We start from the raw sequence: 22,174 nt of genomic DNA on the forward strand, positions 1-22,174 counted from the left end.
TTCAGAAACTTATGCCTTATTTTTGCGCTTGAAAAAGCCAAATTACCCTATGCGCCAATCCTGGTGGAAAATTCTGGCCGTTGCGCTCTTACTGTACACGATCACTGCAGGCCTACTGATGGATGTACCCCGATTACCCATTTTGAATGAGACGATTCGGGCATTGCATTTCCATGTGACCATGTGGTTTGGGATGATCCTGATGTTGATGGTTTCGGTTTACTACAGTGTGCGATATCTCAGAAGCAATGATCTTCGCTTCGATGATCTAGCCATTGAGTTTACCAATGCGGCGATTCTATTTGGAGTTCTGGGAATCACCACTGGAATGCTCTGGGCCAAATTTACTTGGGGAGACTACTGGAGTGGCGACCCAAAGCAAAATGCTTCTGCTATCGGATTGCTGATGTATTTTGCCTATTTAATTCTTCGCAATTCCCTGACCGATATGCAGCAAAGGGCTAGAATAGGTGCTATTTACAACATCTTTGCTTTTGCAGCATTTATCCCGCTGATATTTGTTCTACCCCGCCTGACGGATAGTCTGCATCCCGGAAATGGTGGAAATCCCGGCTTCAATGCCTACGATCTTGATTCCAAATTGAGAATGGTGTTTTATCCCGCAATAATCGGATGGACACTTTTTGGAGCTTGGATCGCAACTGTCCGCGTCAGAATGCGTAGGGTGCAAAGGGTACTTGAAGATCAACTGATCAATTCTTGAAAATGAAAAAATACCTCGTTTTATTCCTCCTTTTTGTCAGTTTGCACGTAGTAGCACAAGAGAAGATTCCTGTGACCGAATCTGACTATTCCAACAACAGCGTAGATATGGCTGATAAGATGCGTGAAGATGGAAAAATCTACGTCTTAGTGGGAATAATTGGAATCATCTTCGCCGGAATTGCGGTTTACCTTGTAAGCACTGAGCGGAAGATTACAAAAATCGAAAAATCTATTACTCAAAAATAAGATGAAGAAAGGACACTTGGTAGGTATAGGCATCATCGCTGTCGCAATTGTGATCATCATGACCTCTATTGGCGATGCGAGTAGCTATGAGACCTTCAATACAGCTCTAGAAATGAAAAAAGATGGCGATGAAAAAGCCATTCATGTGGTAGGGCAACTTAAAAAAGATGCACAAGGAGAAGTTCAGGGCCTTCAAGTCCGAGAGGATAAAACCTCATTCACCTTTGTATTGGTAGACAATGATGGTACGGAGCAAGAGGTCTTTTATAATGAACCTGTCCCGGCCGACTTTACCAGATCCGAATCCGTAGTGGTAATCGGATCCTACAAAAATGAAGAGATATTTATTGCAGATAAAATCCTGATGAAGTGCCCTTCTAAATATCAGGAGACTGACGTGCAGGCGGCAGGAATGTGAAGTAGTAGCAACTCAACGAATCAATGATCAATACCTTTATCGGGAATTTGGGCCACATGATGACCATTGTGGCCTTTGTGAGTGCATTGGTAGCAGCTTTTGCTTATTACCAATATTTCAAAGCCAATGAGCTTGAAAAAAAGAGCTGGCAGCGCTTTAGTCGCATCGCTTTTTACATCCATGGTGTGTCCAGTGTGTTGATCGCTTTTTCACTTTTTGAGATCATCTACAATCACCGCTTTGAATATTTCTATGCCTATTCTCATTCGAGTAAGGCACTTCCGGTGCATTATATGATATCAAGTTTCTGGGAAGGTCAGGAAGGTGCATTTATCCTCTGGATTTTCTGGAATGTGATATTGGGAGTGATCCTGATTCATACCAATAAACTTTGGGAGGCTCCTGTAATGATCGTTTTTGCGCTCGTGCAGGCCTTTTTGGTTTCGATGATTATGGGTGTTGTGATTGGTGATTTGAAAATCGGTAGCTCACCATTCATTCTACTTCGCGACGCAACTCCTGCACCGATTTTCGAAATCAATCCAGATTTCGTTCCTGAAGATGGGACAGGACTCAATCCACTACTACAAAATATTTGGATGGTCATCCATCCACCTACCTTGTTCCTAGGCTATGCTTCTACTTTAGTACCATTCGCTTTTTTGATAGGTGGACTTGCCTTGAAACGATATTCAGAGTGGATCAGACCTGCTTTGCCTTGGGCGATTTTCTCCGCTATGATTTTGGGAATGGGGATTTTGATGGGAGCCTATTGGGCCTATGTGACCCTTAATTTTGGAGGATATTGGAACTGGGACCCAGTGGAAAATGCAGTCTATGTGCCTTGGCTGATTTTGGTGGCAGCAGTGCATACCATGATCACTTTCAAGAAAAGTAGCACAGCGCTGAAGACGTCCATCGTCTTGGTGATCCTTTCATTCATTCTTGTATTGTATGCTACCTTCTTGGTGCGATCTGGGGTACTTGGAGATGCATCTGTGCACTCATTTACCGATCTAGGTCTCTCAGGGCAATTGTTGATATACATGTTGTTTTTCACAGCAGTTGCCTTATTCTTCACGATTCGAGCTTGGAAGCACATTCCTACTTCCGAGCGGGAAGCATCAGTTTACTCCAGAGAGTTTTGGATTTTCATCGGTGCGACTACGTTGGGCTTGATGGGATTTCAGGTAATTCTCCCTACCTCCATACCGGCATTTAATGCATTGATTGAAAGCTTTGGAGGTATCTCCAATATGGCTCCACCGGCAGATCAAATAGAGTTTTACACAAAATTCCAATTGTGGTTTGGGATTGCCTTGGCGCTGCTGACAGCAGTTGGACAGTTTTTCTGGTGGCAGAAAATGGACAAAAAAGCACTGAAAGATGCGCTCTTGACTCCATACATTGTTTCTGTAGTTGTTTCGGCTTTGATTATTGTAGCTGCAAAAGTATACGATTGGAAATATATGATCATCGTCGTGGCTGGTACATTTACCGTAGTAGCCAATGCTGTGATTTTAAGTCGACTTTTGAAGAAATCTACCTTCAAGCTAGCTGGAGGCTCTTTGGCGCATATCGGTTTGGGGATGATGCTGATTGGAATCATGTTCAGCTCCGGTTATTCCGAGACGATCTCGATCAATATGTCAGGATTGACTTATAGCAATAGCTGGGAGGACGAGCTCAATAAGGAGCATGTATTGCTTTGGATCAACAAGCCGACCCAAATGAAAGACTACACGGTCATCTATCGAGGAAGGCAAAAGAAAGTGGTGGGCGTACCTGAATATGTCCCTGCCAAAATCTTAGAATCCACAGGAAATGTGAATGAAGCCATTGCTTTAGAGGATTATAAAGACTTTTTCAAGAAAGGCGATGTGGTTGATATTGTATTGGAGGAGAATGATTATTTCAAAATTGATTACTTCCAAAATGAGGTCTTGAAATTCTCCTTGGCACCTATGTCTCAATTCAATCAGGGAATGGGAGGTTTGATTTCTTCACCTGATTCCAAAATTTACCTCAACAAGGATCTTTACACCTACGTAGCAGCGATGAATGACTACGAAGATCCTGATTGGAAAGAAGATGAGTTCTATGAAGCAAGCCCGGGTGAGCAATTCCATATCGCTGATTTTGTCACTTATTTTGATGGAGCAGAAGTACTTCAGGAGGTAGAGGGGTATGTGTTGCAAGAGGGAGATGTGGCTGTCCGTGCCAATCTTCGGGTGCTTGATTATGATGTTGAGAAAACGCTCACTCCTACATTCATTATTCGAAATAACCAAGTCGGTAAATTACCTGTAGTGGACAATGAGCTCGGGATCAAAGTCACTTTGGATAACATCGTGCCTGAAGAAAATAAGTTTGTTTTTAAAGTCAACCGCTATCAAAAGGACTATGTGGTGATGAAAGCTATCGTCAAGCCATACATCAATTTGTTGTGGTTAGGGTCTATCATCACTTTGATGGGATTCACTGTGGCGATCTATCGAAGATTTGATGAGTTTAAGAAAATGAGAGATAAAGGGATGGAATAAATTTCCCCAACTTTTTTCAAAAGGAGGTTAGCGCCTCCTTTTTCTTTTTTCACTCCGCTTCAAAAAGCCTATATTCAGGTCCATTTTAAACCAGTTTTACCTAATTTTTAACTAACAAAAAGATTATGAAGATCAGTAAGAAGGATTTCGATCAGATGCAGAAAAAGTATGATAAAGAAATCCAAAAGGGGAAACCCGCTCGAGGACCAAAGGAGGATGTAGAAAATCAGACCAAGTGGGTGTTTTTTGATCGAGAGACTCTTGAGGAAGTGCTAAGCAAAGCGGATAAGGATCCCAAGAAAGGTGGAATCAAGTTTTACCTAACTGAATACACGGAAGAGGTAGCAAAGAAGCTTTACCCGGAGAACTCGGAAGAATACATCGGAAGGCTTGCCATCGTCATGTCTCCTGTAAATGAAGCCAAAAAGGGGTTGGTAGAAGAGGAAGAAGATTATTACAATAGAGGGAACACTTGTCCTCCTAAATGTGAATAAATTTTATATTCATGGTGAAGGACTTTCTTGCCAGAATTGGAGATAATTATTACATCTATGCTGTCATAATTTGTGGAGTATTGGCTATTGTTTTTTACGGATTTCTCAATCCTGAAAAGAAGCGTAGCCCGTACTTCCTTCTTCCATTTCTGATAGTTTTCCTAGTTCTTTTTTATGAAGTTTTGGCTACTTTGATGCTTACATACAAGAGTATCAACCAAAAAATCCACTATCTCCTGACGGATGATACTTTTCAGGGGTGGAATATCTGGGTTTTTAATATTTTCAACTATCAGGTATCCAAGCTTCTACTGTTAGGTTTGATCGGGATCAATTTAAGAAAAGGCCTTAGTCAAAAAATCATCGTGTCCCTTGGAGTGATTTTTCTTGCCTATTGTATTTATACCTACTTTTCCGAAGCCACTCCGATTTATGATTTTCAGCCGGTGCTATACTTTTTCGGCAATACCATTTTGATTGTGGCCAGTGGTTTATTCTTCGTGGATTTGGTGTCTGAGGATTATTACATCAATATCAATCCTCTTAGGTACTGGCCTTTTTGGTACATCACCTTGATTTTGTTTCAATCAGTCACTTTATTTTTGGCAGATGTAGCCTTTGAGTACTTGGTATTTGAAAATGAAAATGTGTACTTCTTATTCAATTATGTTTCAATGATACTTTACATCATTTTATTGGTAGTTTTTAACGTGCTACTTTACACAGGAAGCAATACAATTTCAAAATTGGCTAAAGCATAATGGGCGGAGAAGATAATCAGATCATTTTTATACTTTTTGCAGGGGCATTTCTGGCAGCCATTATGGCCACATTTGTGGTCTCTATGGTTATTTTGCACAGGCAGCGTCAGGTCCAAAACAAACAAAAGATGGATCAGATAAAAGCAGAATATGAAAAGACGCTTTTGAATATCGAGAATGAAATTCAGCAGGATACCCTGAGGCATATCGGTCGGGAACTTCATGATAATGTGGGCCAGTTGCTTTCCCTCGCAAAACTCTACCTCGGCTCAAGCAAACCTGAAAAGCAGACTGAAGGACGCCTCCTGATTAATCAAATAATTAACGAGGTTAGGGGCCTTTCCAAGACCCTGAACCTTGACTGGGTAGAGTCCATTTCATTGGAAGAATTTATAAAACAGCAGTTGGATAAGATCCAGGCAACTGACTTCTGCGAAACGCTCCTTGTGGAGAGTAATGAGGCCTGGAAATTAAATAAAGACACAAAACTTGTGCTTATTCGCGTCATTCAAGAATGCCTAAACAACGCCATCAAGCACGCCAGCCCATCAAATATAAAAGTCCAGATGAAAGAATCAGATGGAAGGTATCTGGTTCGGATAGAAGATGACGGAAAGGGGTTTGACACTTCTCAGCAATCAAAGGGTAGTGGTATGACCAATCTTCGAAAGCGAATGGAGACCATTGGAGGTGCATTTGAAATCATATCATCACCCGGAAACGGCACTCAAATAAATCTTTCTTTGCCTGTATCAGTTTTAGTCCTAAATTAGACTTCACCCTTAAGTAACATGATACGGATCGCTATTGCAGACGACCACACCCTTTTTGCAAAGGGCATAGAAGGATTATTGGATGAGCAGGAGGATTTCTTTATCCGTGGGCTTTTCAAAAATGGATCTGAGCTACTGGATTTTCTAGCCGAAAACCCAGTAGACATCGTTTTGACAGACCTCAATATGCCTGAAATGGACGGGTTTGAGGTATTGGCTGCTGTGAAGCAGCTTGACTTTCCAATCAAAGTCATCGTGCTTTCAATGTATGATGAGGAAAAAATCTTCAAAGAATGCGTTGAAAAAGGGGCTGATGGATTTATTCTAAAAGATGCTGATCCGGATGAATTGGTTTTTACCATTCGAGAAGTTCATGAAGGAAGGCATTTGATCAATTTTGATAGAATCATTGAGCAGGCACGTCCCAATGCTTTTTTCGATTCCTTTCGGGATAAATATCGTCTTTCCCGGAGGGAGGTTCAGATTATTAAGCTTATTAAAGAAGGTTTGACGAGTAAAGAAATTGCCAAGCAGCTTGTATTGAGTAAGGGTACCATCGAAAGCCACCGAAAAAATATTTTTCAAAAACTCAGCATCAATTCACGGGTAGAACTAGTGAATAAAGCTCACGAAATGAATATCTGATGAATTCAACCAAACCAATCAAAACTGCCATCGTCGGATTCGGATCCGTAGCGGAAAAAATGCATGCTCCTCTGATAGATGTCTGCCCGGATTTGGATTTGGTAGAGGTAGTAGAAAGACACTCCAATCTATGTGAGCAACAATATCCGGGTGTAAAAACCTTTCGGTCATTTGAGGAGCTTTTGAGTCAGGGGAGCTCTGAGCTCATTGTCATCACTACGCCAAATGAGTTTCATTTTTCCATGGCCAAATTGGCCTTGGAAGCAGGGAAGCATGTGGTGGTAGATAAACCAATCACTATTCATTCATGGCAGGCCGAAGAACTGCTAAAACTTGCTTCTGAAAAAGGGTTGATTTGTACTGCTTTTCAAAACCGCCGTTTCGATGGGGATTTCCGAACTGTTCAGGAGATTTTGCAAAATGGATCGCTAGGGGAAGTTCATTACATTGAAAGCCATTTTGATCGTTTTAGACCTCATCCAAGGGATAATTGGCGAGAGAAAGAGGTGCCTGGAAATGGGATAACTTACGATTTAGGTACTCACTTAATTGATCAAATTTGTGTGCTTTGGGGAGCTCCTGAATCCATCACAGCTACTATTCGCAAGCAACGCCCACAAGTAGTAGCTGATGACTACTTTGATATTCATCTAGACTATGGGAATCGCTTGGCCCGGGTCACCGCAGGAGTCCTTGTCAATGCACCTACTCCAAAATTCCTAGTATTAGGCGAGAAAGGAACTTATCAAAAATTCGGGTTAGATGTACAGGAAGCTGCCTTTAAGGAAGGGCGAAAGCCTGAAGGAGAGAATTGGGGATTGGAGGAAGCTGATAAGTGGGGGAAGGTTTATTTAGAGGAGAAGACAGACTCTTATCCCACCTTAAGAGGCGATTATCGTTTTTTCTACAACAATATTGCTAAAGCTATCCTTCTTGGAGAGCCATTACTAGTTCGGCTAGAAGAGGCTATTATGGTTTTGAAATTGATCGAATCCGCTTTTTTGAGCTCCGAGCAAAAGAAAACCATCACCAAGTCGGAAGGAGGCTGGTGAAACGGTTTAGAATGGGAGCTTCCCTAGGTCCACATTTCCACCTGATAATATTATCCCGACTTTTTTGCCTTTAAAAAGCGCTTTATTTGCCAACAAAGCTGCCAGAGGAACAGCGCAAGAAGGCTCGATTACGATTTTCATCCGCTCATAAATAAGCCGCATCGCATCGATGGTTTGAGTATCTGTCGCCAAGAGTATGTCTTTGACGTAGCGGCGGATGATTTCAAAATTCAAGACGCCCAAAGATGTAAGTAAGCCATCTGCAATGGTATTTGGCTTGGTTTGAGGAATGATTTTTCCTGCTTTGAAGGATCGATAGGCATCGTCTGCTCCTGAAGGTTCTGCCCCGTATACTTCAATGTCTTCATCCCACTCATGACTAAGCAAGGCTGTCCCACCGAGAAGCCCTCCTCCACCTACTGGAGCCAAGATTACTTCCAGGTCTGGTTCATCCTCCAAAAACTCCAAGGCACAGGTGGCTTGTCCTTCAATGACATCCATAAAATCATAGGGAGGAATGAAGGTGGCTCCGGTTTCTTTGACCACCTTTTCAAGGGTAGTCTCCCTTGCCTGAAGGTTAGGTTCGCATTCGATTATTTCTCCTCCGTAGCCTTTGACTGCTTTCTTTTTGATCTCTGGAGCACTAGATGGCATGACAATGTATGCCGGAATGCCTGCAATCTGTGCTGCCCGAGCCAAAGCCGCTGCATGATTTCCACTGCTGTGAGTAGCTACTCCTTTGGCTTTATCTTCATCCGATAATTTCATGACCGCATTTGCCGCACCACGAGCCTTGAAGGCCCCTACTTTCTGAAAGTTTTCGCACTTGAAATAAATCTCACAACCGGCTATTTCATTGATTGCTGAGGAAGTCAGGATGGGCGTTCGGTGTATGAAAGATTTGATCCGAACGCGAGCGTGTCGGATATCATTAAGGGAAGGGAATTGCGGCTTTTGCATGTAATAAAATTATAAAACTACTTCCAAAGCTAACTTCACAAACTGTTATTTTTTCATTTTTCTACCTGAAAGAAAAGTCTTTTCTTCGGACATGAATTGGAATGAATTGGATTGCTTTCCCGTAATGGGAGAGGCTTTAAACTCGGAGAATACGCTGAGGCTGGACTTTAGTGCCAAAAATCAAGCCTTGGAAGAGGTAGACCTTAGCAATACGGAGGCTTTTGATCAATTTGTTTTTTCACAGCTTGAGCGATCCGGCAAACGCTTTGGAATAGGGGGTTATCTGGAAAATCGAGCCATTTACCGTCGATCCAATGTATTTGCTACGGATGCAGAGGATTTTCGAAATATTCACTTAGGTGTGGATGTTTGGTGTGAGGCAGGAGCTCCGATTTTTTCTCCATTGGAAGGAAGAATCCACAGTTTCCAAGATAATGCTGGTTTTGGTGACTATGGTCCTACGTTGATTTTGGAGCATTCCAGCCAAGACAAGGTTTTCTACTCATTGTATGGGCACCTTACCCGTACAGATTTGAAGAGTTGGGAGCTGGGAAAAATCGTTAAAAAAGGAGCGATCATTGCACATGTAGGTCCTTTTCCAGAAAATGGCGATTGGCCACCCCATCTACATTTTCAGTTGATGTGGGACATGGAGGGTAAATCAGGAGACTATCCAGGCGTCTGCTCTCAGCGGGAAGTCGTACATTATTCCGCCAACTGTCCTGATCCCAATTTAATTTTGGGTTTTCAGGACTGATTGGATTTTTGGTTTGCCTGGGTAATCCATCGAATCCCATTTAAGGTCAGATAGCGATCGATCTCTTCAAAGTCCTTTTCCAAGGTGGTCAAAATGGCTGAAAGTCCTCCAGTCGCAATGACTTTAAAATGGAGCTCTTTTTCAGACCGAATGGTTTCTAGCATTCCCCGAATCAAACCTGTGTATCCGTAGAGAATCCCTGCCTGAATCGCATGGATTGTATCTTTCCCAATTGCTGATTTGGGCACTTTCAGGGGCACCTCGGGTAGTTTGGATGTGCTTGTAAAAAGGGATCGGATGGCTGTTTGAAGACCAGGAACAATATTTACACCCAAAACTTTTCCCCCATCATCTACGACGGTGAAGGTGAGCGCCGTTCCAAAGTCCACGATGATCAGGGCTTGCTGATACTTTTGCCAAGCAGCCATTACATTACACATCAAGTCAGTCCCTATTTCTTTGGGACGAATCGTGCTGATGGGTAGTGATTTATAGCTTTTAGGGCCGATTTGATAAGCAGCTTTGCCAAAAAACTTTTCGCAAAATTCCTGAATGGGTCCTTGTACTTCAGGCACCACCGTACTAAAACCTATCTCGCTAATGTCAGATGGGGAAATGGCATGCTCCAAAAAATAGAGGGGCACCTTCTTGGTGAGCTGAGAAATGAGGAGTTCGGTTTTGGTTTCTAGACGAAATTGATTGGTCCACTTTTCGGTTTTGGGATCAAATAATGCGAATACCACATTGGAATTGCCTGCATCGATGGCTAGGAACATATTTTTGGAGCTTTTGACTAATTTAGGCTTTCATTCTTGAAAATTAAATCAAATATCCCATGTATACCGTCCGAAAAGGAAAAATCGAAGACTTACCCCGAGTTCTTGAATTGATCAAAGAACTAGCCATCTATGAAAAAGCACCTGAGCAGGTGACCAATACAGTGGAAATGATGGAGAAAGATGGTTTTGGACCCCATCCTGTTTTCGGACTTTTTATCTGTGAAAAGAACGAAACCTCAGAGATCATTGGGATAGCGATCTATTACTATCGATACAGTACCTGGAAAGGAAAGCGCATGTATTTGGAAGATATTGTGGTGACAGAATCTGAACGTGGCAATGGTGCTGGAAAATTACTCTTTGACCGAGTCATGGCTCAGTCTCTTGATGACGAATGTACCGGTATGATGTGGCAGGTATTAGACTGGAACGAACCCGCCATAAATTTCTACAAAAAATATGGAGCATACCTGGAGGCAGGTTGGCTCAATGCGCATTTGCAGTCGGAAGAGATTAGGGGTTTGTTGGATTGATTGCATTTGCAATAATTGATTATTGTAAATAAAATAAAAAATCGTATCTTTAAGAAAAAGAAGATATGTTTCAGCTATGGAATATTCGTTTTCCGGATGGAAGTCATCAGGCTCTTTCTACAGGAAAAAGTCGCCATTACTTTTTCCAAAGGATGATAGACTCAGTGAGTGAGCCGGCGGCTATTTATGAGACAGCATTCAAGTATGAGGACACCAAGGATTTTTTTGATTTTTTGGGGTTCACGCAGCAGGATATTTCAGAAGTAATGGAAGTGGACCCGAGTACGCTATTTCGATGGCGCAAAGAAAATCGACAATTGACCAAAGCAATTACCAAGAATATTCTAGAAATGGATCAAGTAGTGGCAAAGGGAGTTCGGATTTTTGGCTCAGAGCTGCTTTTTTCAGAATGGCTGAGCACCACCAATGTCTCTCTTGGTGATCGTAGACCCATAGATTTGCTTAAGACTCCGTATGGAGTGGATCAGGTCAATAGTGCATTAGAAGGGATGTCTTGGGGAGCTTTTCAGTAGTTTGATGCGCTGTTTTCGACTTATCGAGGCGATGCCGGGTAGATCTCCTTTAGGGTATGGCATTGGTCCCGGGCGATGGAATGACTTCGGTGTTCCTATGATTTATGCCTGCAGTGTCAGTTCGCTTAATTTTCTTGAACTTCTAAGTATCAAAGGCCCGATCGTCACTCAAAGTGCATGGCAGTTGATTGTGTTGGAAATAGCTGCAGAAATACCGGAGTTGGAAATAGCTGAGCTACCTAGAGATTGGCGGAATCGTCCCTATCCCAGAAGTACGCAGGAGTTTGGTAGTACTTGGTGCAAGCAGTTTTTGTCTCCTGTTTTGAAAATACCCTCTTGTCGGATTCCTTTGGCAAACTACCAGCAGGAATTTAATCTATTGATCAATCCGATTCATCCAGATTTTAATAGAATTGTCAGCGTGGAGGATGTATTGGATGTGAGCTTTGAGGTTAATAGTTAGTTTTTTATTTGAGAAATTAACTCCCCGAACTTCCAAGACTGACTCTGCTGTTTGAGGCTAATTCACTTGCTTTAGATTCAATTTCAGTTTCAGGGTATTCTGCCGACCTTAGAAAAGTTGCATATTGACCGAATCTTTGTCCGCGACTAGTACGACTTTGAATCATTTTATTCACTTGGGCTGAGGTAAGTCCAGTTACCTCCCTGATTTTTGAAACATCTGTTTCTTCATTTAAATAAACCTTGGTTTGTACCCCACCGTCTGAAAGAAAATAACTTGTGAGACTTCTTTCAACAGGATTATCTACTTTCTTTTTTACAATTTTCCGATCCCTCTCAAAATTGTTATTTCTGGTTTTTTTCATGGTATAAGCCTCCGTGTCTAGAGACTTTGGAACATTCGACTCTGCTTCTACTATTTGTTTTTTGGTCGTCTTAGTTGGACCATCATCATTGCTAGAGTCAATAGCTGAAATTAGGCTAGACTTTCCTGAGTTATATTTTTGAGAACTGGGAACTACCTTATATTCAATTACAGCACCAGCATCAAAAGCAGCTTTCACCTGATTTTCTACACTAGACTCATGACTGCTATTGCCTGTTCGAGAAAGAGGAACCATATTATCCCAAGAGCCTGGTCCTCCAATATTATGGTTTAGTAAATGTCCTCTTATGTAGTAAGAAGCCCCGCTTGAAGTTCTTCTTGCATTCAACTTATCATATTCAGTATGAGCAGCTTGAGTAGGAGTAGATCCATCGGAGGGTTTGTTGGACAAATGCAACTTCTTAATGTGCATTGAAATACCATAGCCCGCCGAATCTGTATTAGGAAGTATTCTTTCTGGCGGACCATCAGGAGTATCGGTACCAAAAAATACTTGAACAATGTCTCTAAGCTCTCCTAATAACCTTTCAATTGTAGTTTTCTTTGAGTTTTCAGCCTCAGCTTGTTGTTCATCAGATAGATTCCTGTCAATTCGCCTCCTTTTTTCTGAATCGATTTCAATTGCTTTTGCAAGTGCTTGTTGTTTGGCTGTTTCTTTTTGCGGATTATTTCGAGTATCTAGATTTTGAATGAAGGTTTCAAATTGCTGAGGATTACTAGCGATCATAAGAGAAGCGTTTTCTGCCTCTCCTTCTAAATACAAAGCGTGTTGATGACCGTCAGCTGCTTGGAATGATACTCTTGCATTCCACCAATTCGTAACAGCAGAGACCGCATTCCTTCCTGCTTGCAAAATTGCCCCACCCACGCTAAGTGCTTTATCAATTAGCCAGTCAATAGCTCCATTGATCTTTTCTCTCAGGCTTGCAATCATTTCCCCAATTCGGGTGCCTAGTCCCCTCAATCCCACCTGATTGGCCAAAAATCCAATGGCAACAGGTATAGCTCTTGCCAGTGCATTTTCGAGATAGTTTGCAGCATCCGCGATGCTACCTCGGGCAATATTGGCAACTCCGGCTACGAAACTATTGACAATCTCCAACATTTCGCGCAGCTTCTCAATGAAGGATTGTACCGCACGATAGAATGCGATGAAGCTATTCACAACAGCCATAATACCAGTCGGGTCAAGCATACCGAGCAACTTCACTGTGACTTGCTCAATAATGCGAGTCATGATCCAGTTTTGGATTTGACTTAAAACAATACTCCAGAGATCACTGATTTTCTCTTGGATATATTCCCAAATGGCGACCGGCCCTCTTTCCCACACATCTTTGATGAATGTCCAGATACCTGTCAAGGTATCGATCGCACCCCGGATTTGAGCTACTCGTTCTTCTCCAATTTTCAAGGCAAGTCGTTGCCAGATATTTTCCATCGTAAGCCCGAGGACTTCTAGGACAAAGCCTAGAATGGACTGGAAACTCAAATCGGCCGGTGGAGTGATGCCTGCTGAGGCTAGTTCTCCAAACAACCAGTCTCTCAGTCCACCTAGCAAGTGGGTGACAATATTTTCAAAAAACTGTACAAAGCCCTGTTTGACTGCGCGAAGTAGATTTTTCAGGAATCCTATTGGGTCCCGTTTGATATCTTCGAAAGCCGACATGGCATTGGCGATAATCTGCTGTACCGTCTCAATCGGGAAGTTCATCACCACCAGCAATACCTCAACCAGAATCTTCACGATGGTCACCACAAAGGCAAAGAGGCGTTGGATAGGACTTGCCAGCGTTTGTACGATGCGCACAAAAGCCTGGATCGGTGCAAAGACATCTTGGATAGTAAAGCTGTTCCAAAGCGTGATAAATAAGCCGGTGATATACTCCCAGGTGAAATTCAGCGTGGCTACGGCAGCTTCAATTCTGGCTACAGTCTGTTCGATCGCCCCAGTTTCTTTCATTTGCTGAAACTGCTCCTCACCTCCCGGCATCAATCCCATAAATCCCCGAATGATATTTTCGGTAGTCCTGGGGACTTCCTCTTGGGTAAATGGATCTTTGCCCAGAATGACTGTGATCAAGTGAAAACCCTGTTGCTCTCTGGCATAGGCAGAAAGCTGAGCGAGAAGGGCGTTTTTGATGAATTCAAGAACCTTCACAGCGACATTTGCAGCAAAGGTGAATACCCGAGTGAGGAAGGGTGTAAAAATCCCAACGGTTCGCTGAAAAGCACCTACTGGATCCCGAAGATCATCGAGAGAGAAGGCGTTCCAAGCAGTTTCAAAAAGTAAGCGAACCTCCTCAAAGCTGAAATTCAATGCGGCTAATTCTGCATCAATCCAGTCTGCAGTCTCCTGAATAGTTCCTTCTGCACGCATTCGTTCGAGCTCCTGTTCCTTCCCAATCAGGGTAAGGAATGCTTCGATCTTTTCTGCAGTGGTACTGATGACCTCCTCTCCGGTGAGCGGATCTTTTCCGAGTAGTTTTGTCAAAAGCGGATATCCTGGGGTGGACTCTGCCAAGGCTTTCAAGCCGGTCATCAAAGCCTCCTTGATCAGCTCAAATATTTTGTCTTTTACTCTCCCTGCAAAGGATACGATATCGCGGTATAATTGTCCAAAAGTCCGGTCAAGCACTGCCATATTCTCATCCCAGCTATTTCGGATAGAGACTTGGTCCCAGGCGCTTTCCAGAGTTCTTTCTAGACGATTAGAGCTCAGATCTAAAGCAGCCATTTCGCTCTGCACCCAAGCAAATGCTGAATCGATGATTCCCAGTTCAGAGAGTTTGGTGAAAAGTAAGGTGCCAAAAACAGGAATTAGACCCAGCAGCCCTCCAAGCAAGTTGGTAGCATTTCGGGCAACAGTTCTTCCAGCCAATGGATCATAGCCAATAATTACTGTTAACAGTGAGTATCCTGGAATATAGCTGGCAAACCTTGATAGTCCTTCCCGAACTGCCCATGGAAGCCGCTGAACCTGCGGTTCGGCTTCAGAAACACTCATTTCTGGCGAACGCCTTATTGCTGCCCCTTGCTGCACGGTGTGGGTCAACTCGTGAGCAAGCAAGTGTTTCCCCTCTGAGGTGCCTGGCTGGAAATTGCCTTCATTGAAATAGATGTCATTTCCGTGTGTGAAGGCTTTGGCTCCTAGTTGCGAGCTCATTTGAGCTGCATCTGGTCCCGTGTGGATTTTAACAGTAGAAAAATCGGCTCCAATCTTTTGTCCCATTTCTGCCTGAATGGGACTCGGGAGGTTTTGACCAGAGCCTTTGCTTTGGATGATTTGGGAGGAAACATCACTTGAGACAGTACCACCTCCTTCTCCAAAAAGTTGGATTTGTTCTTCTTCTTCCTCACTAGAAAGCTGTACTTCCTCTTCCTCTTCCGTTGAAAGCTGCACTTCTTCCTCTTCCTCCTGTCTGCTGACCATTGATATGGTGGAGGAAATCGGCATCATTTGCAGCTCTTCTTCTTCCTCCTCCACTTGCATTTGTATCCCGTCGCTAAGTGGAGTCATCATTGCAGGTTGAGAATTCGCAGGCATCATCATTACCTGATTAGCCACCGACTCGGCTTCTTGCTCAAATTTATCTCCCGGTTTTCCTACTTTGAGGGCAGGCTGTACGATTCCCATATGCCGAGCTATCGGCGGAGTAGATACTCTAGGGATTCGTTCTGCCTGTGCTGCCATGATTAGCTATTCAGTGGATTCATGGGGCTTTCAGACTCTTTGGGTGTCATCTGAATTCTTTCCTGCTCAACAGGGCTCATTTTTTCCGCTTCTTTTTCTTTTTCAAGAACGGGAGCGTGTTCTTCTACCTCCTCTTCGGGTTCAGGTTTTCTCCTTACTTTTCGCTTCATGGAATTAGGGATTAAATGGTACGACCTACTTTCTGAAATTCTCGCCGGATACCTTCCTGAATATCTTCTCGATGAACCCTTCGCTCTGGACGGTCCAAGGCCATCAGCAAGCTATGCTGAACCACATTGATAATCGCTCCTCCGCTGAGTTCATAGCTGTTTGCGAGCTCCTTCAAATCAATTTTCTCTTCGAGTTTTGCTTGGATGGGGAATCCGTTTTTCCAAAGTTGATAGCGCTCCTCAGGATTAGGCACGGGGAAAAATATCGTGGACTGAAACCTTCGCATAAAGGCATCATCCAAGTTGCTTTTAAGGTTGGTGGCCAAAATGACCAAGCCGTCATATTCCTCGATGCGCTGCAGAAGATAGGATACTTCCTGATTGGCATAGCGATCATGTGCATCATTGACAGCGGTACGCTTACCGAATAGGGCGTCAGCCTCATCAAAGAAAAGAATCCAGCCTTGGTGCTCGGCTTTATCGAAGACTTTTGAGAGATTTTTCTCGGTCTCGCCGATGTATTTGGATATCATCCTCGAAAGGTCAATTCGGTATACATCCAGGTCCATCTTTTTACCCAAAAGTGCTGCTGTTAAAGTTTTCCCTGTTCCCGGAGGCCCGTAAAAAAGGGCTTTGTATCCGGGCTTGAGAATGCGTTTCATTCCCCAGTTTTCCATCAAAAAATCTTTGTTTCGTAGCCAGGACTCCAACTCCCTCAATTGCTGCATTGTGTCATGTGGAAGGATGAGATCCTCCCAGTCCAGATTGGTGCGAAGCGGGTGGGCTGGAAAATCATTGCCAAATCTGGGATTTCGCTTTCTGCCGGTGGTCATGATATCCAGGACTTCTGGCTGGATCAAGAGTGTGCCGGATAGAAATGACTCTTCAGGGTCTACCTCTCCCATTGAAAGTATTTTCTCGCGAAAGAGGATGCTTTCCTCCTCAAAAAGTGACTGATACTTAAATCGTTTTGCAAGGTCTCCACCCGCTAGGATAAACATCACCGTTTCGCCGGTAGGCAAAATGCCACTTGCTCGCTTCCCCTTTTTCACTCCAAACTCCGTGTAGATTTGCTGAGTCTGTTGATTTCGACTCATAAACATATCCAAGAGTTGGGGACGGATATGCGGAACTGCTGCCATGATCAAAAGAAAGCGATGCTCAGGACCTAAGTCGTATTTTTTGACCAACTCAACAAAAGGTGCGTCAATTCCTTCCAGATCCGGGGCGGGGATTTCTAAAAGGTCACTCGGTCCTGTGCCTGGTTTAGCATTTTGGATGGAACGGGCCTTGAGAATTTGCTGTAGCCATTCGAGCTCCAATTGAATGCAGTGGGCGTTATCATTGTGTAAATTCACCATTCTGTGATTAGGGTTTGATCCATCCAACGCAGCTTGATAATTGAAATCGCCCAAGGAAGACGATCAATCAAAATGTCAAAGGAAAGGCGGTTGACTTGAAGTTTGAATCCGGAATCAATTATCCGAATGGACCCTTCACGAGGGAAAAATCCCTTAGCCATAGCGGGACCAGAGGTGGTTTTCAAAGCCTCCCAATGATGAGCCACGGACTCAAGTAGTGCCATGGATTCTTCTTTCTCAGAGTCAGAAAAGCTTGCCTTTATTGGGATAGCTTGGTGAATGGGAATTCCACAGAGAATCTTGTTTAAAAGAAGGTCTTCCTCTGCATATTCAGCATTAGGGTCTACAAGATTTTGTAGCAAAAGTGCTGCTCTTTCCTGACTTGATTGATCCTTGAAATTTTTGTCTTCCAAGTATCCAAGATTTGAGAAAAAGTGCTTCAGAAAAGGCCCTAGAATTACTAGTCCGGCATTGGAAACGATGAAAACCTCATCATCTTGGGGCTTTGGAGTATCTAGCCTTTTTGGTTTTTCCTTAACTTTTTGCTTTGAATATTGGAGGTAAGCCTCAGTAAATTTTTTTAATAGACTTTCTCTCCTTTCTCCAGTGGAAGACCAACTTCTATAAAAACCATAGGTCCGACTTTTGGTAAGTAATTCTTTTCCTACTTCCCTGATTTTTGGAGCGGTCATTTCAGGAGTTTTTTTAGAAAGGAGCCAGGCCATCAAGTGGATAAAGAAATCACTGTTTGTTTCTAAATCGGGCTTAAATATGGCAGCAGAAAATTTCCTGATTTCTTCTTCTGATTTCTCCGAAAAGGGCTTCAAGTCCATCATAAAGAATTCTATCAGGAGCTCTTCCAATTGATCCTTTGTAAGCCAATTGTTCACCAGAAGCTTCCTGCAAGCCGAGTAAAGTCTTCGGGCATTAATGGAAAAGTGAGGGCTATGAAGGGAGAGTAAGTCGTATGTTTTTTGAAAGTCAAGTACCTGAATGAGCCTATTCCACTCCTGAGAAGAAAATTTTTTCTGCTCAAGAAATTCTATCAGTTTTGGACTTTCTCCCTCAATTAAATCTTGTAGTACTGTTTTTAAAGATGGCTTTTTTGTAGTGGAGGACCACCAAGGCCTGCTTCCATACCGGAGAAGGTGAATAAACAATTCCCAGGTCGAATAGCTTTCTTCATCACTGGGAGTGCTTGTATCATTTGAATCCTGACTCCTTTTTTCAGAGTCTTTTCCTTTCTGTTTTTTATCCAGTGAAACAGCTAATTGATCCTCCAATTGATTTTTAAGCCGTGACTTTAAAATGTCTAGATCCAGGCTTGGCGGGATGCTGCCTAGGTTTAGATCAAGACGATCAAGCCGAAGATGAAATCCATTTTGCTCATACCTGTCGAAAATTTCTTCCATGACTGGCAAAAGTTCTTTTTCGTAGATTTCCCCCCAGCGATTTTGATCCGCTCTGGCAAGCTCTTCCTTAGCATAATTTAGCTCCAGTCTCTGTGTATGGATAATATGCCTAGCCATTAGAAGCGCTTGAATTTGTTGATCAATTCACTTTTATTCTCGCTTGCCCTTACTTCAATATTCTTTTCCTCCAGCACCTTTTTGAGGGTGTCTTTTTTGAGCACTTTAAGTTCTTCTTCCTTGAGAACTGATTCAGGGTTTTCTCGGAGGAAAGTAGCAATCAGCGTTTCTTTATCAGCTTCTTTTTCAAAAGTGATATTTCGATTGGCGAGTATGGTTTCAACTTCCTTCCTGTCTAAATTTTCCATAGTCACCACATACCCTTCTGTGGGCACCACCCTCTGGAAAGGCATAAGTTGGAAATCAGCCGTTGTCTCTGAGCAGATGAACCGTTCTTGCGAAATATATCCATCTTGGGAGACCACGATGGTTTGGCCTGGACTAGGAAAACCTAGTTCGTAAGCCCCTTCTCGACTGGTTTGTGTTTGAATATCAGTGTTTTTTATTCGGATAATTGCCGCCCGAATGGGCTTTCCATTTGCATCTGTGACAGTTCCTTGGATTGCCTGACTGGTACAGTCATTTTCAGATCCGCCACAGTTAGCTTGCTGATAGTCAAGAATCAAGCGGTTCAACTTCGTGCCTGTCTCTCCCGTGAAGGAAATACCCAAACAAGTAAGAAGAGCCTTTTTACTTTCATCGGATTCTAGCGGTCCTTGAGTCATTTCGAGGGAAGTGAATCCTTTGGTTTCTTGGAGGCTTTCTAGGAGTAAATTGATAGTTTGTTCTGGTGTGGCCAGATCGGGAATATTGATATCCCTGAAATTCAATGTGTCTACGACGTTTTTGAGACCCCAGCATTTCAAAATTTCTGCAGAGTAACATGACTTGGCATTTTCATGGACTAGAATGGTTACTTTTCCCGTATCAGATTTTCCAGTCTCTTTATCCACGAGTTTGTATTCGAAGCGATCGATACCTACAAAGTCCTTCTTGGGAGTATATAAAAACTTATTTTTGCTTTCATCTTGATTGACCTCACCTCCTTCATCACTTTGAGAGGAGACCAAGATTACCTCGTAAGTTCTAGGAATAGCCAGGCGGTCATTAAGGCTTGGCTCTACCAAAATGGGGACATTTGCAAGTGTGACTGCGTAATCGGGTCGAGCAAATGGAGGAAGTAGCCCCCAGTCCATATTTTCGCATGCATCAAAGCAATCCTCACAGGAGCAAATTTCTCCCGGCAAGGAGAAGTCTCCGATGATCCGCTCAGATTTTTGATGATAAAGCAATATAAGTGTCCCTCCTCTGTAAGCTCCCGATTGGTGCTCGAGGCCTGGGTTTCTTTTAAGGAAATCGGCAAAAAGGTTGTTTCTACTTAGCTGTTGAATTCTATTGAGATAGGAAAGGTATAGTCGTTGAATTTTGCTGAAGAAAACCAAGTCCAAAAGACGATAGAGCAAAGGAGACATTCTGGAGATGATGCCATTGTACATCTGAAGCACAATATTTGGAATTTGAGGGGTAACCCGAAGGCGATTGATCAGGCGAAGGCGGAGTAATAAAAAGTCAAGAATAAGCTCCAAGAGTTCTTTGTAAGCCTCCTGAAATTTCTCCCAATCCAATTGATCTAAGCATTCTGGTAAGGACTCGCTGACTCGTTTTAGGAATATTTCACCGCTGTCCTCTTTGATCGTCTCTTTGGCGGTTCGCAGATTTTCCGAGTTGAATTCTGCACGGATGCTTTTCACATACTCAATGACCTCACGAATGTCTCTCGCCGTACCGATCAGAAGTAATCGCTGATGGGCATATTCCTCCTGTAGATCATGCCAGCCACAACGATCACGCATTTCTTCCTCACCTTCATCCAAGTGTAGTGCATGTACATGAATGGGAAGGTTTAATTGTTTGATCAACTTTTCAATACTTTTTTGAGCTTCTTCCAGGCTTTGACTCAGATGACCTTCTACTCTGAAAAACGGATAGAGATCCAAATCATAGTTGAGAGGGCTTTCAAGAAATCCATCTTTTTCTGTAGGAGAATCAGGTTGGTTGTCATAGGAAAGTACCCCTTGCCGCTGTGGGGACCAGGTGTTTTTCCGCTGTGGATCTGGCCAGGATTTTTCTAAGGAATACCAAGAACCCGTTTTGCCTTTGCTTTTGATATCATAGTAGTAGGGAATGCTCCGCTCTCCCAAGATCCCATATTTTTCTTTGGAAGGAGTGATCTTCACCGGGTATTCCTTTCCCCCCTCCTGAATGATGGACAGTTCCAATGTCTCGATCATCAAGATCAATCGGCGGTATTGTTGGGCAAGTCGCTCTTTCTCCTCCCGCTGATCATTGTAAATAGGGGGCTGTACAAAACCGTGTCGGTATTGGTAAAATTCTGCGGCTGTTTCCGCCTGAGCCCTGGCTCTTCCCAACATCAAATGAAGAGGGAAAAGGGAAGGGTCCGTGGGGCAGCTATACCATAAATTTCGACCAGTTTCTAAAAACTCGGTCCAAGCAAGGACAAGCTCCTTAAAGAAATCATACAGGTATTGGATGCCTACGACTTCTTTGGCATCCGCGGAAATGAGCTCTTCGAGATTTTTGATTTTTTCCCGAAGACTGTCTGATTCAAATGGATTATTGAAATCAAAGGTCTTCTCCAAAATGGGCGAGAAAACCCCAAAACCTTTGGCTATATTTTCCCAGAAGTTATTGGAAAGAAGCTCCTTTATGGGGTTCTGATATTTTTTGACAAAAGCCTTCCATTCGCTGGATTCAGGTCCTTTTGGAGAGAATAGGGGACGCTTGAGATGGAAATCGGCCAATTCGAGTGCCTGCCCAAAGTCTCCAGATACATTCCCAGTACGTTCGGGGAGGATCCGGTCAAGGTCTTCTTTGGAGATCAACAATCTTCGCAGCGTTAGCAATCGGTTTTGACCTCGATCGTCACAGGAATTCCCCAGGCATGACTTGAGGTCTTGATCGAATATTTCCAGGAAAAGAAGGACAAATTTGTCGTTTAAAAAATTGGAGGGATTGGTTAATTTCTTGACTGTTTCATCATCATCTGGTTCCTCGCTGAGAATTTCATGAAGCGTGACATCCTGTTCCTCTTGGCCGAAAGGCTTATAAGTAACTCCTTCCGGAAGCGTGTAGGGTCGGTAGTATTTGCCTTCGAAATCTCTTCCGATTTGAATCAAAAAGCCTTCCGAAGTGATTCCCAATCCTTTGCTAATCAGAAGCCCTCCGGAGAGTGGTTTGATCTTGAGACCGCAGACAATACCAATTCCAATTAGCTTGGAACGGGTCAGTCGATTTTGTTGATCGAGATAGGCGCTGAGCTGATTGAGCTGGGCACTGGTGAGGACTTGGCTTCCTTCAAAAATCGGATAATTGGAAATAAGCTGGCTCATAGT

General features: G+C 43.2%; 20 protein-coding genes. 13 read left to right on the forward strand and 7 right to left on the reverse strand.

What is annotated here, in order from left to right; all coding sequences use genetic code 11:
• Positions 1 to 49: 49 nt before the first annotated feature.
• The 9 genes from ccsA (CDH51_RS12510) (at position 50) to CDH51_RS12550 (ending at position 7,658) form a co-directional block, all read left to right on the forward strand.
• Positions 50 to 724, forward strand: a complete 675-nt coding sequence (gene ccsA / locus CDH51_RS12510) for a cytochrome c biogenesis protein CcsA (RefSeq protein ID WP_024284010.1) — start codon at positions 50 to 52, stop codon at positions 722 to 724.
• 2 nt (positions 725 to 726) lie between these two features.
• Positions 727 to 972, forward strand: a complete 246-nt coding sequence (locus CDH51_RS12515) for a CcmD family protein (protein ID WP_100628869.1) — start codon at positions 727 to 729, stop codon at positions 970 to 972.
• 1 nt (position 973) lies between these two features.
• Positions 974 to 1,390 (forward strand): cytochrome c maturation protein CcmE domain-containing protein, encoded by a 417-nt coding sequence (locus tag CDH51_RS12520; protein WP_100628870.1) that lies wholly within the window; start codon positions 974 to 976, stop codon positions 1,388 to 1,390.
• A 23-nt stretch (positions 1,391 to 1,413) separates the two neighbouring features.
• Positions 1,414 to 3,933 (forward strand): cytochrome c biogenesis protein CcsA, encoded by a 2,520-nt coding sequence (gene ccsA, locus CDH51_RS12525; RefSeq protein ID WP_100628871.1) that lies wholly within the window; start codon positions 1,414 to 1,416, stop codon positions 3,931 to 3,933.
• 125 nt (positions 3,934 to 4,058) lie between these two features.
• Entirely contained in the window at positions 4,059 to 4,427 is a 369-nt protein-coding gene (locus tag CDH51_RS12530) for a molecular chaperone DnaK (protein ID WP_100628872.1), read from the forward strand.
• Between the two features lie 11 nt (positions 4,428 to 4,438).
• Positions 4,439 to 5,188, forward strand: coding sequence for a hypothetical protein (locus CDH51_RS12535; RefSeq protein WP_100628873.1), 750 nt, complete (start codon positions 4,439 to 4,441; stop codon positions 5,186 to 5,188).
• Entirely contained in the window at positions 5,188 to 5,961 is a 774-nt protein-coding gene (locus CDH51_RS12540; RefSeq protein ID WP_100628874.1) for a sensor histidine kinase, read from the forward strand. Before CDH51_RS12535 ends, CDH51_RS12540 begins: the two co-directional genes overlap by 1 nt.
• An 18-nt stretch (positions 5,962 to 5,979) precedes the next feature.
• Positions 5,980 to 6,606, forward strand: a complete 627-nt coding sequence (locus CDH51_RS12545) for a response regulator (protein WP_100628875.1) — start codon at positions 5,980 to 5,982, stop codon at positions 6,604 to 6,606.
• A complete protein-coding gene (locus CDH51_RS12550; RefSeq protein ID WP_100628876.1) occupies positions 6,606 to 7,658 on the forward strand; it encodes a Gfo/Idh/MocA family oxidoreductase in 1,053 nt (350 codons plus the stop codon). Before CDH51_RS12545 ends, CDH51_RS12550 begins: the two co-directional genes overlap by 1 nt.
• Before the next feature lie 6 nt (positions 7,659 to 7,664).
• Here the strand turns inward: CDH51_RS12550 and CDH51_RS12555 are convergent, their stop codons facing one another.
• Positions 7,665 to 8,618, reverse strand: coding sequence for a pyridoxal-phosphate dependent enzyme (locus tag CDH51_RS12555; protein ID WP_100628877.1), 954 nt, complete (start codon positions 8,616 to 8,618; stop codon positions 7,665 to 7,667).
• Positions 8,619 to 8,709: 91 nt separating this feature from the next.
• Between CDH51_RS12555 and CDH51_RS12560 the strand changes: the two genes are divergently transcribed.
• Positions 8,710 to 9,375, forward strand: a complete 666-nt coding sequence (locus tag CDH51_RS12560; RefSeq protein WP_100628878.1) for a peptidoglycan DD-metalloendopeptidase family protein — start codon at positions 8,710 to 8,712, stop codon at positions 9,373 to 9,375.
• Here the strand turns inward: CDH51_RS12560 and CDH51_RS12565 are convergent.
• On the reverse strand, positions 9,366 to 10,151 hold the full coding sequence (locus CDH51_RS12565) for a type III pantothenate kinase (RefSeq protein ID WP_100628879.1): 786 nt from the start codon (positions 10,149 to 10,151) through the stop codon (positions 9,366 to 9,368). The two genes, CDH51_RS12560 and CDH51_RS12565, sit on opposite strands and share 10 nt — an antisense overlap.
• Before the next feature lie 59 nt (positions 10,152 to 10,210).
• Between CDH51_RS12565 and CDH51_RS12570 the strand changes: the two genes are divergently transcribed.
• From CDH51_RS12570 to CDH51_RS12580, 3 genes are all read left to right on the forward strand, one after another.
• On the forward strand, positions 10,211 to 10,687 hold the full coding sequence (locus tag CDH51_RS12570; RefSeq protein ID WP_100628880.1) for a GNAT family N-acetyltransferase: 477 nt from the start codon (positions 10,211 to 10,213) through the stop codon (positions 10,685 to 10,687).
• 65 nt (positions 10,688 to 10,752) lie between these two features.
• Positions 10,753 to 11,220: an antitoxin Xre/MbcA/ParS toxin-binding domain-containing protein gene (locus CDH51_RS12575; RefSeq protein WP_100628881.1), complete on the forward strand. Its 468-nt coding sequence runs from the start codon at positions 10,753 to 10,755 to the stop codon at positions 11,218 to 11,220.
• A 4-nt stretch (positions 11,221 to 11,224) separates the two neighbouring features.
• Positions 11,225 to 11,683 (forward strand): RES family NAD+ phosphorylase, encoded by a 459-nt coding sequence (locus CDH51_RS12580; protein ID WP_100628882.1) that lies wholly within the window; start codon positions 11,225 to 11,227, stop codon positions 11,681 to 11,683.
• 16 nt (positions 11,684 to 11,699) lie between these two features.
• Here the strand turns inward: CDH51_RS12580 and CDH51_RS12585 are convergent, their stop codons facing one another.
• From CDH51_RS12585 to CDH51_RS12600, 5 genes are read right to left on the reverse strand one after another with little or no spacing between them, the layout of a single operon-like run.
• Positions 11,700 to 15,761, reverse strand: a complete 4,062-nt coding sequence (locus CDH51_RS12585) for an eCIS core domain-containing protein (protein ID WP_100628883.1) — start codon at positions 15,759 to 15,761, stop codon at positions 11,700 to 11,702.
• A gap of 2 nt (positions 15,762 to 15,763) precedes the next feature.
• Positions 15,764 to 15,931, reverse strand: coding sequence for a hypothetical protein (locus tag CDH51_RS20075; protein ID WP_157807108.1), 168 nt, complete (start codon positions 15,929 to 15,931; stop codon positions 15,764 to 15,766).
• Positions 15,932 to 15,942: 11 nt separating this feature from the next.
• Positions 15,943 to 17,292 (reverse strand): ATP-binding protein, encoded by a 1,350-nt coding sequence (locus CDH51_RS12590; protein WP_100629435.1) that lies wholly within the window; start codon positions 17,290 to 17,292, stop codon positions 15,943 to 15,945.
• A complete protein-coding gene (locus CDH51_RS12595; RefSeq protein ID WP_100628884.1) occupies positions 17,286 to 18,821 on the reverse strand; it encodes a contractile injection system tape measure protein in 1,536 nt (511 codons plus the stop codon). Before CDH51_RS12595 ends, CDH51_RS12590 begins: the two co-directional genes overlap by 7 nt.
• Positions 18,821 to 22,171 carry a carboxypeptidase regulatory-like domain-containing protein gene (locus CDH51_RS12600; protein ID WP_157807109.1) on the reverse strand — a complete coding sequence of 1,117 codons (3,351 nt, stop codon included), beginning with the start codon at positions 22,169 to 22,171 and terminating at the stop codon, positions 18,821 to 18,823. The genes CDH51_RS12595 and CDH51_RS12600 overlap by 1 nt, the downstream gene beginning before the upstream one ends.
• Positions 22,172 to 22,174: the final 3 nt, after the last annotated feature.

Origin of the sequence: Algoriphagus formosus (assembly GCF_002807035.1) — a bacterium.
Lineage (GTDB): Bacteria > Bacteroidota > Bacteroidia > Cytophagales > Cyclobacteriaceae > Algoriphagus > Algoriphagus formosus.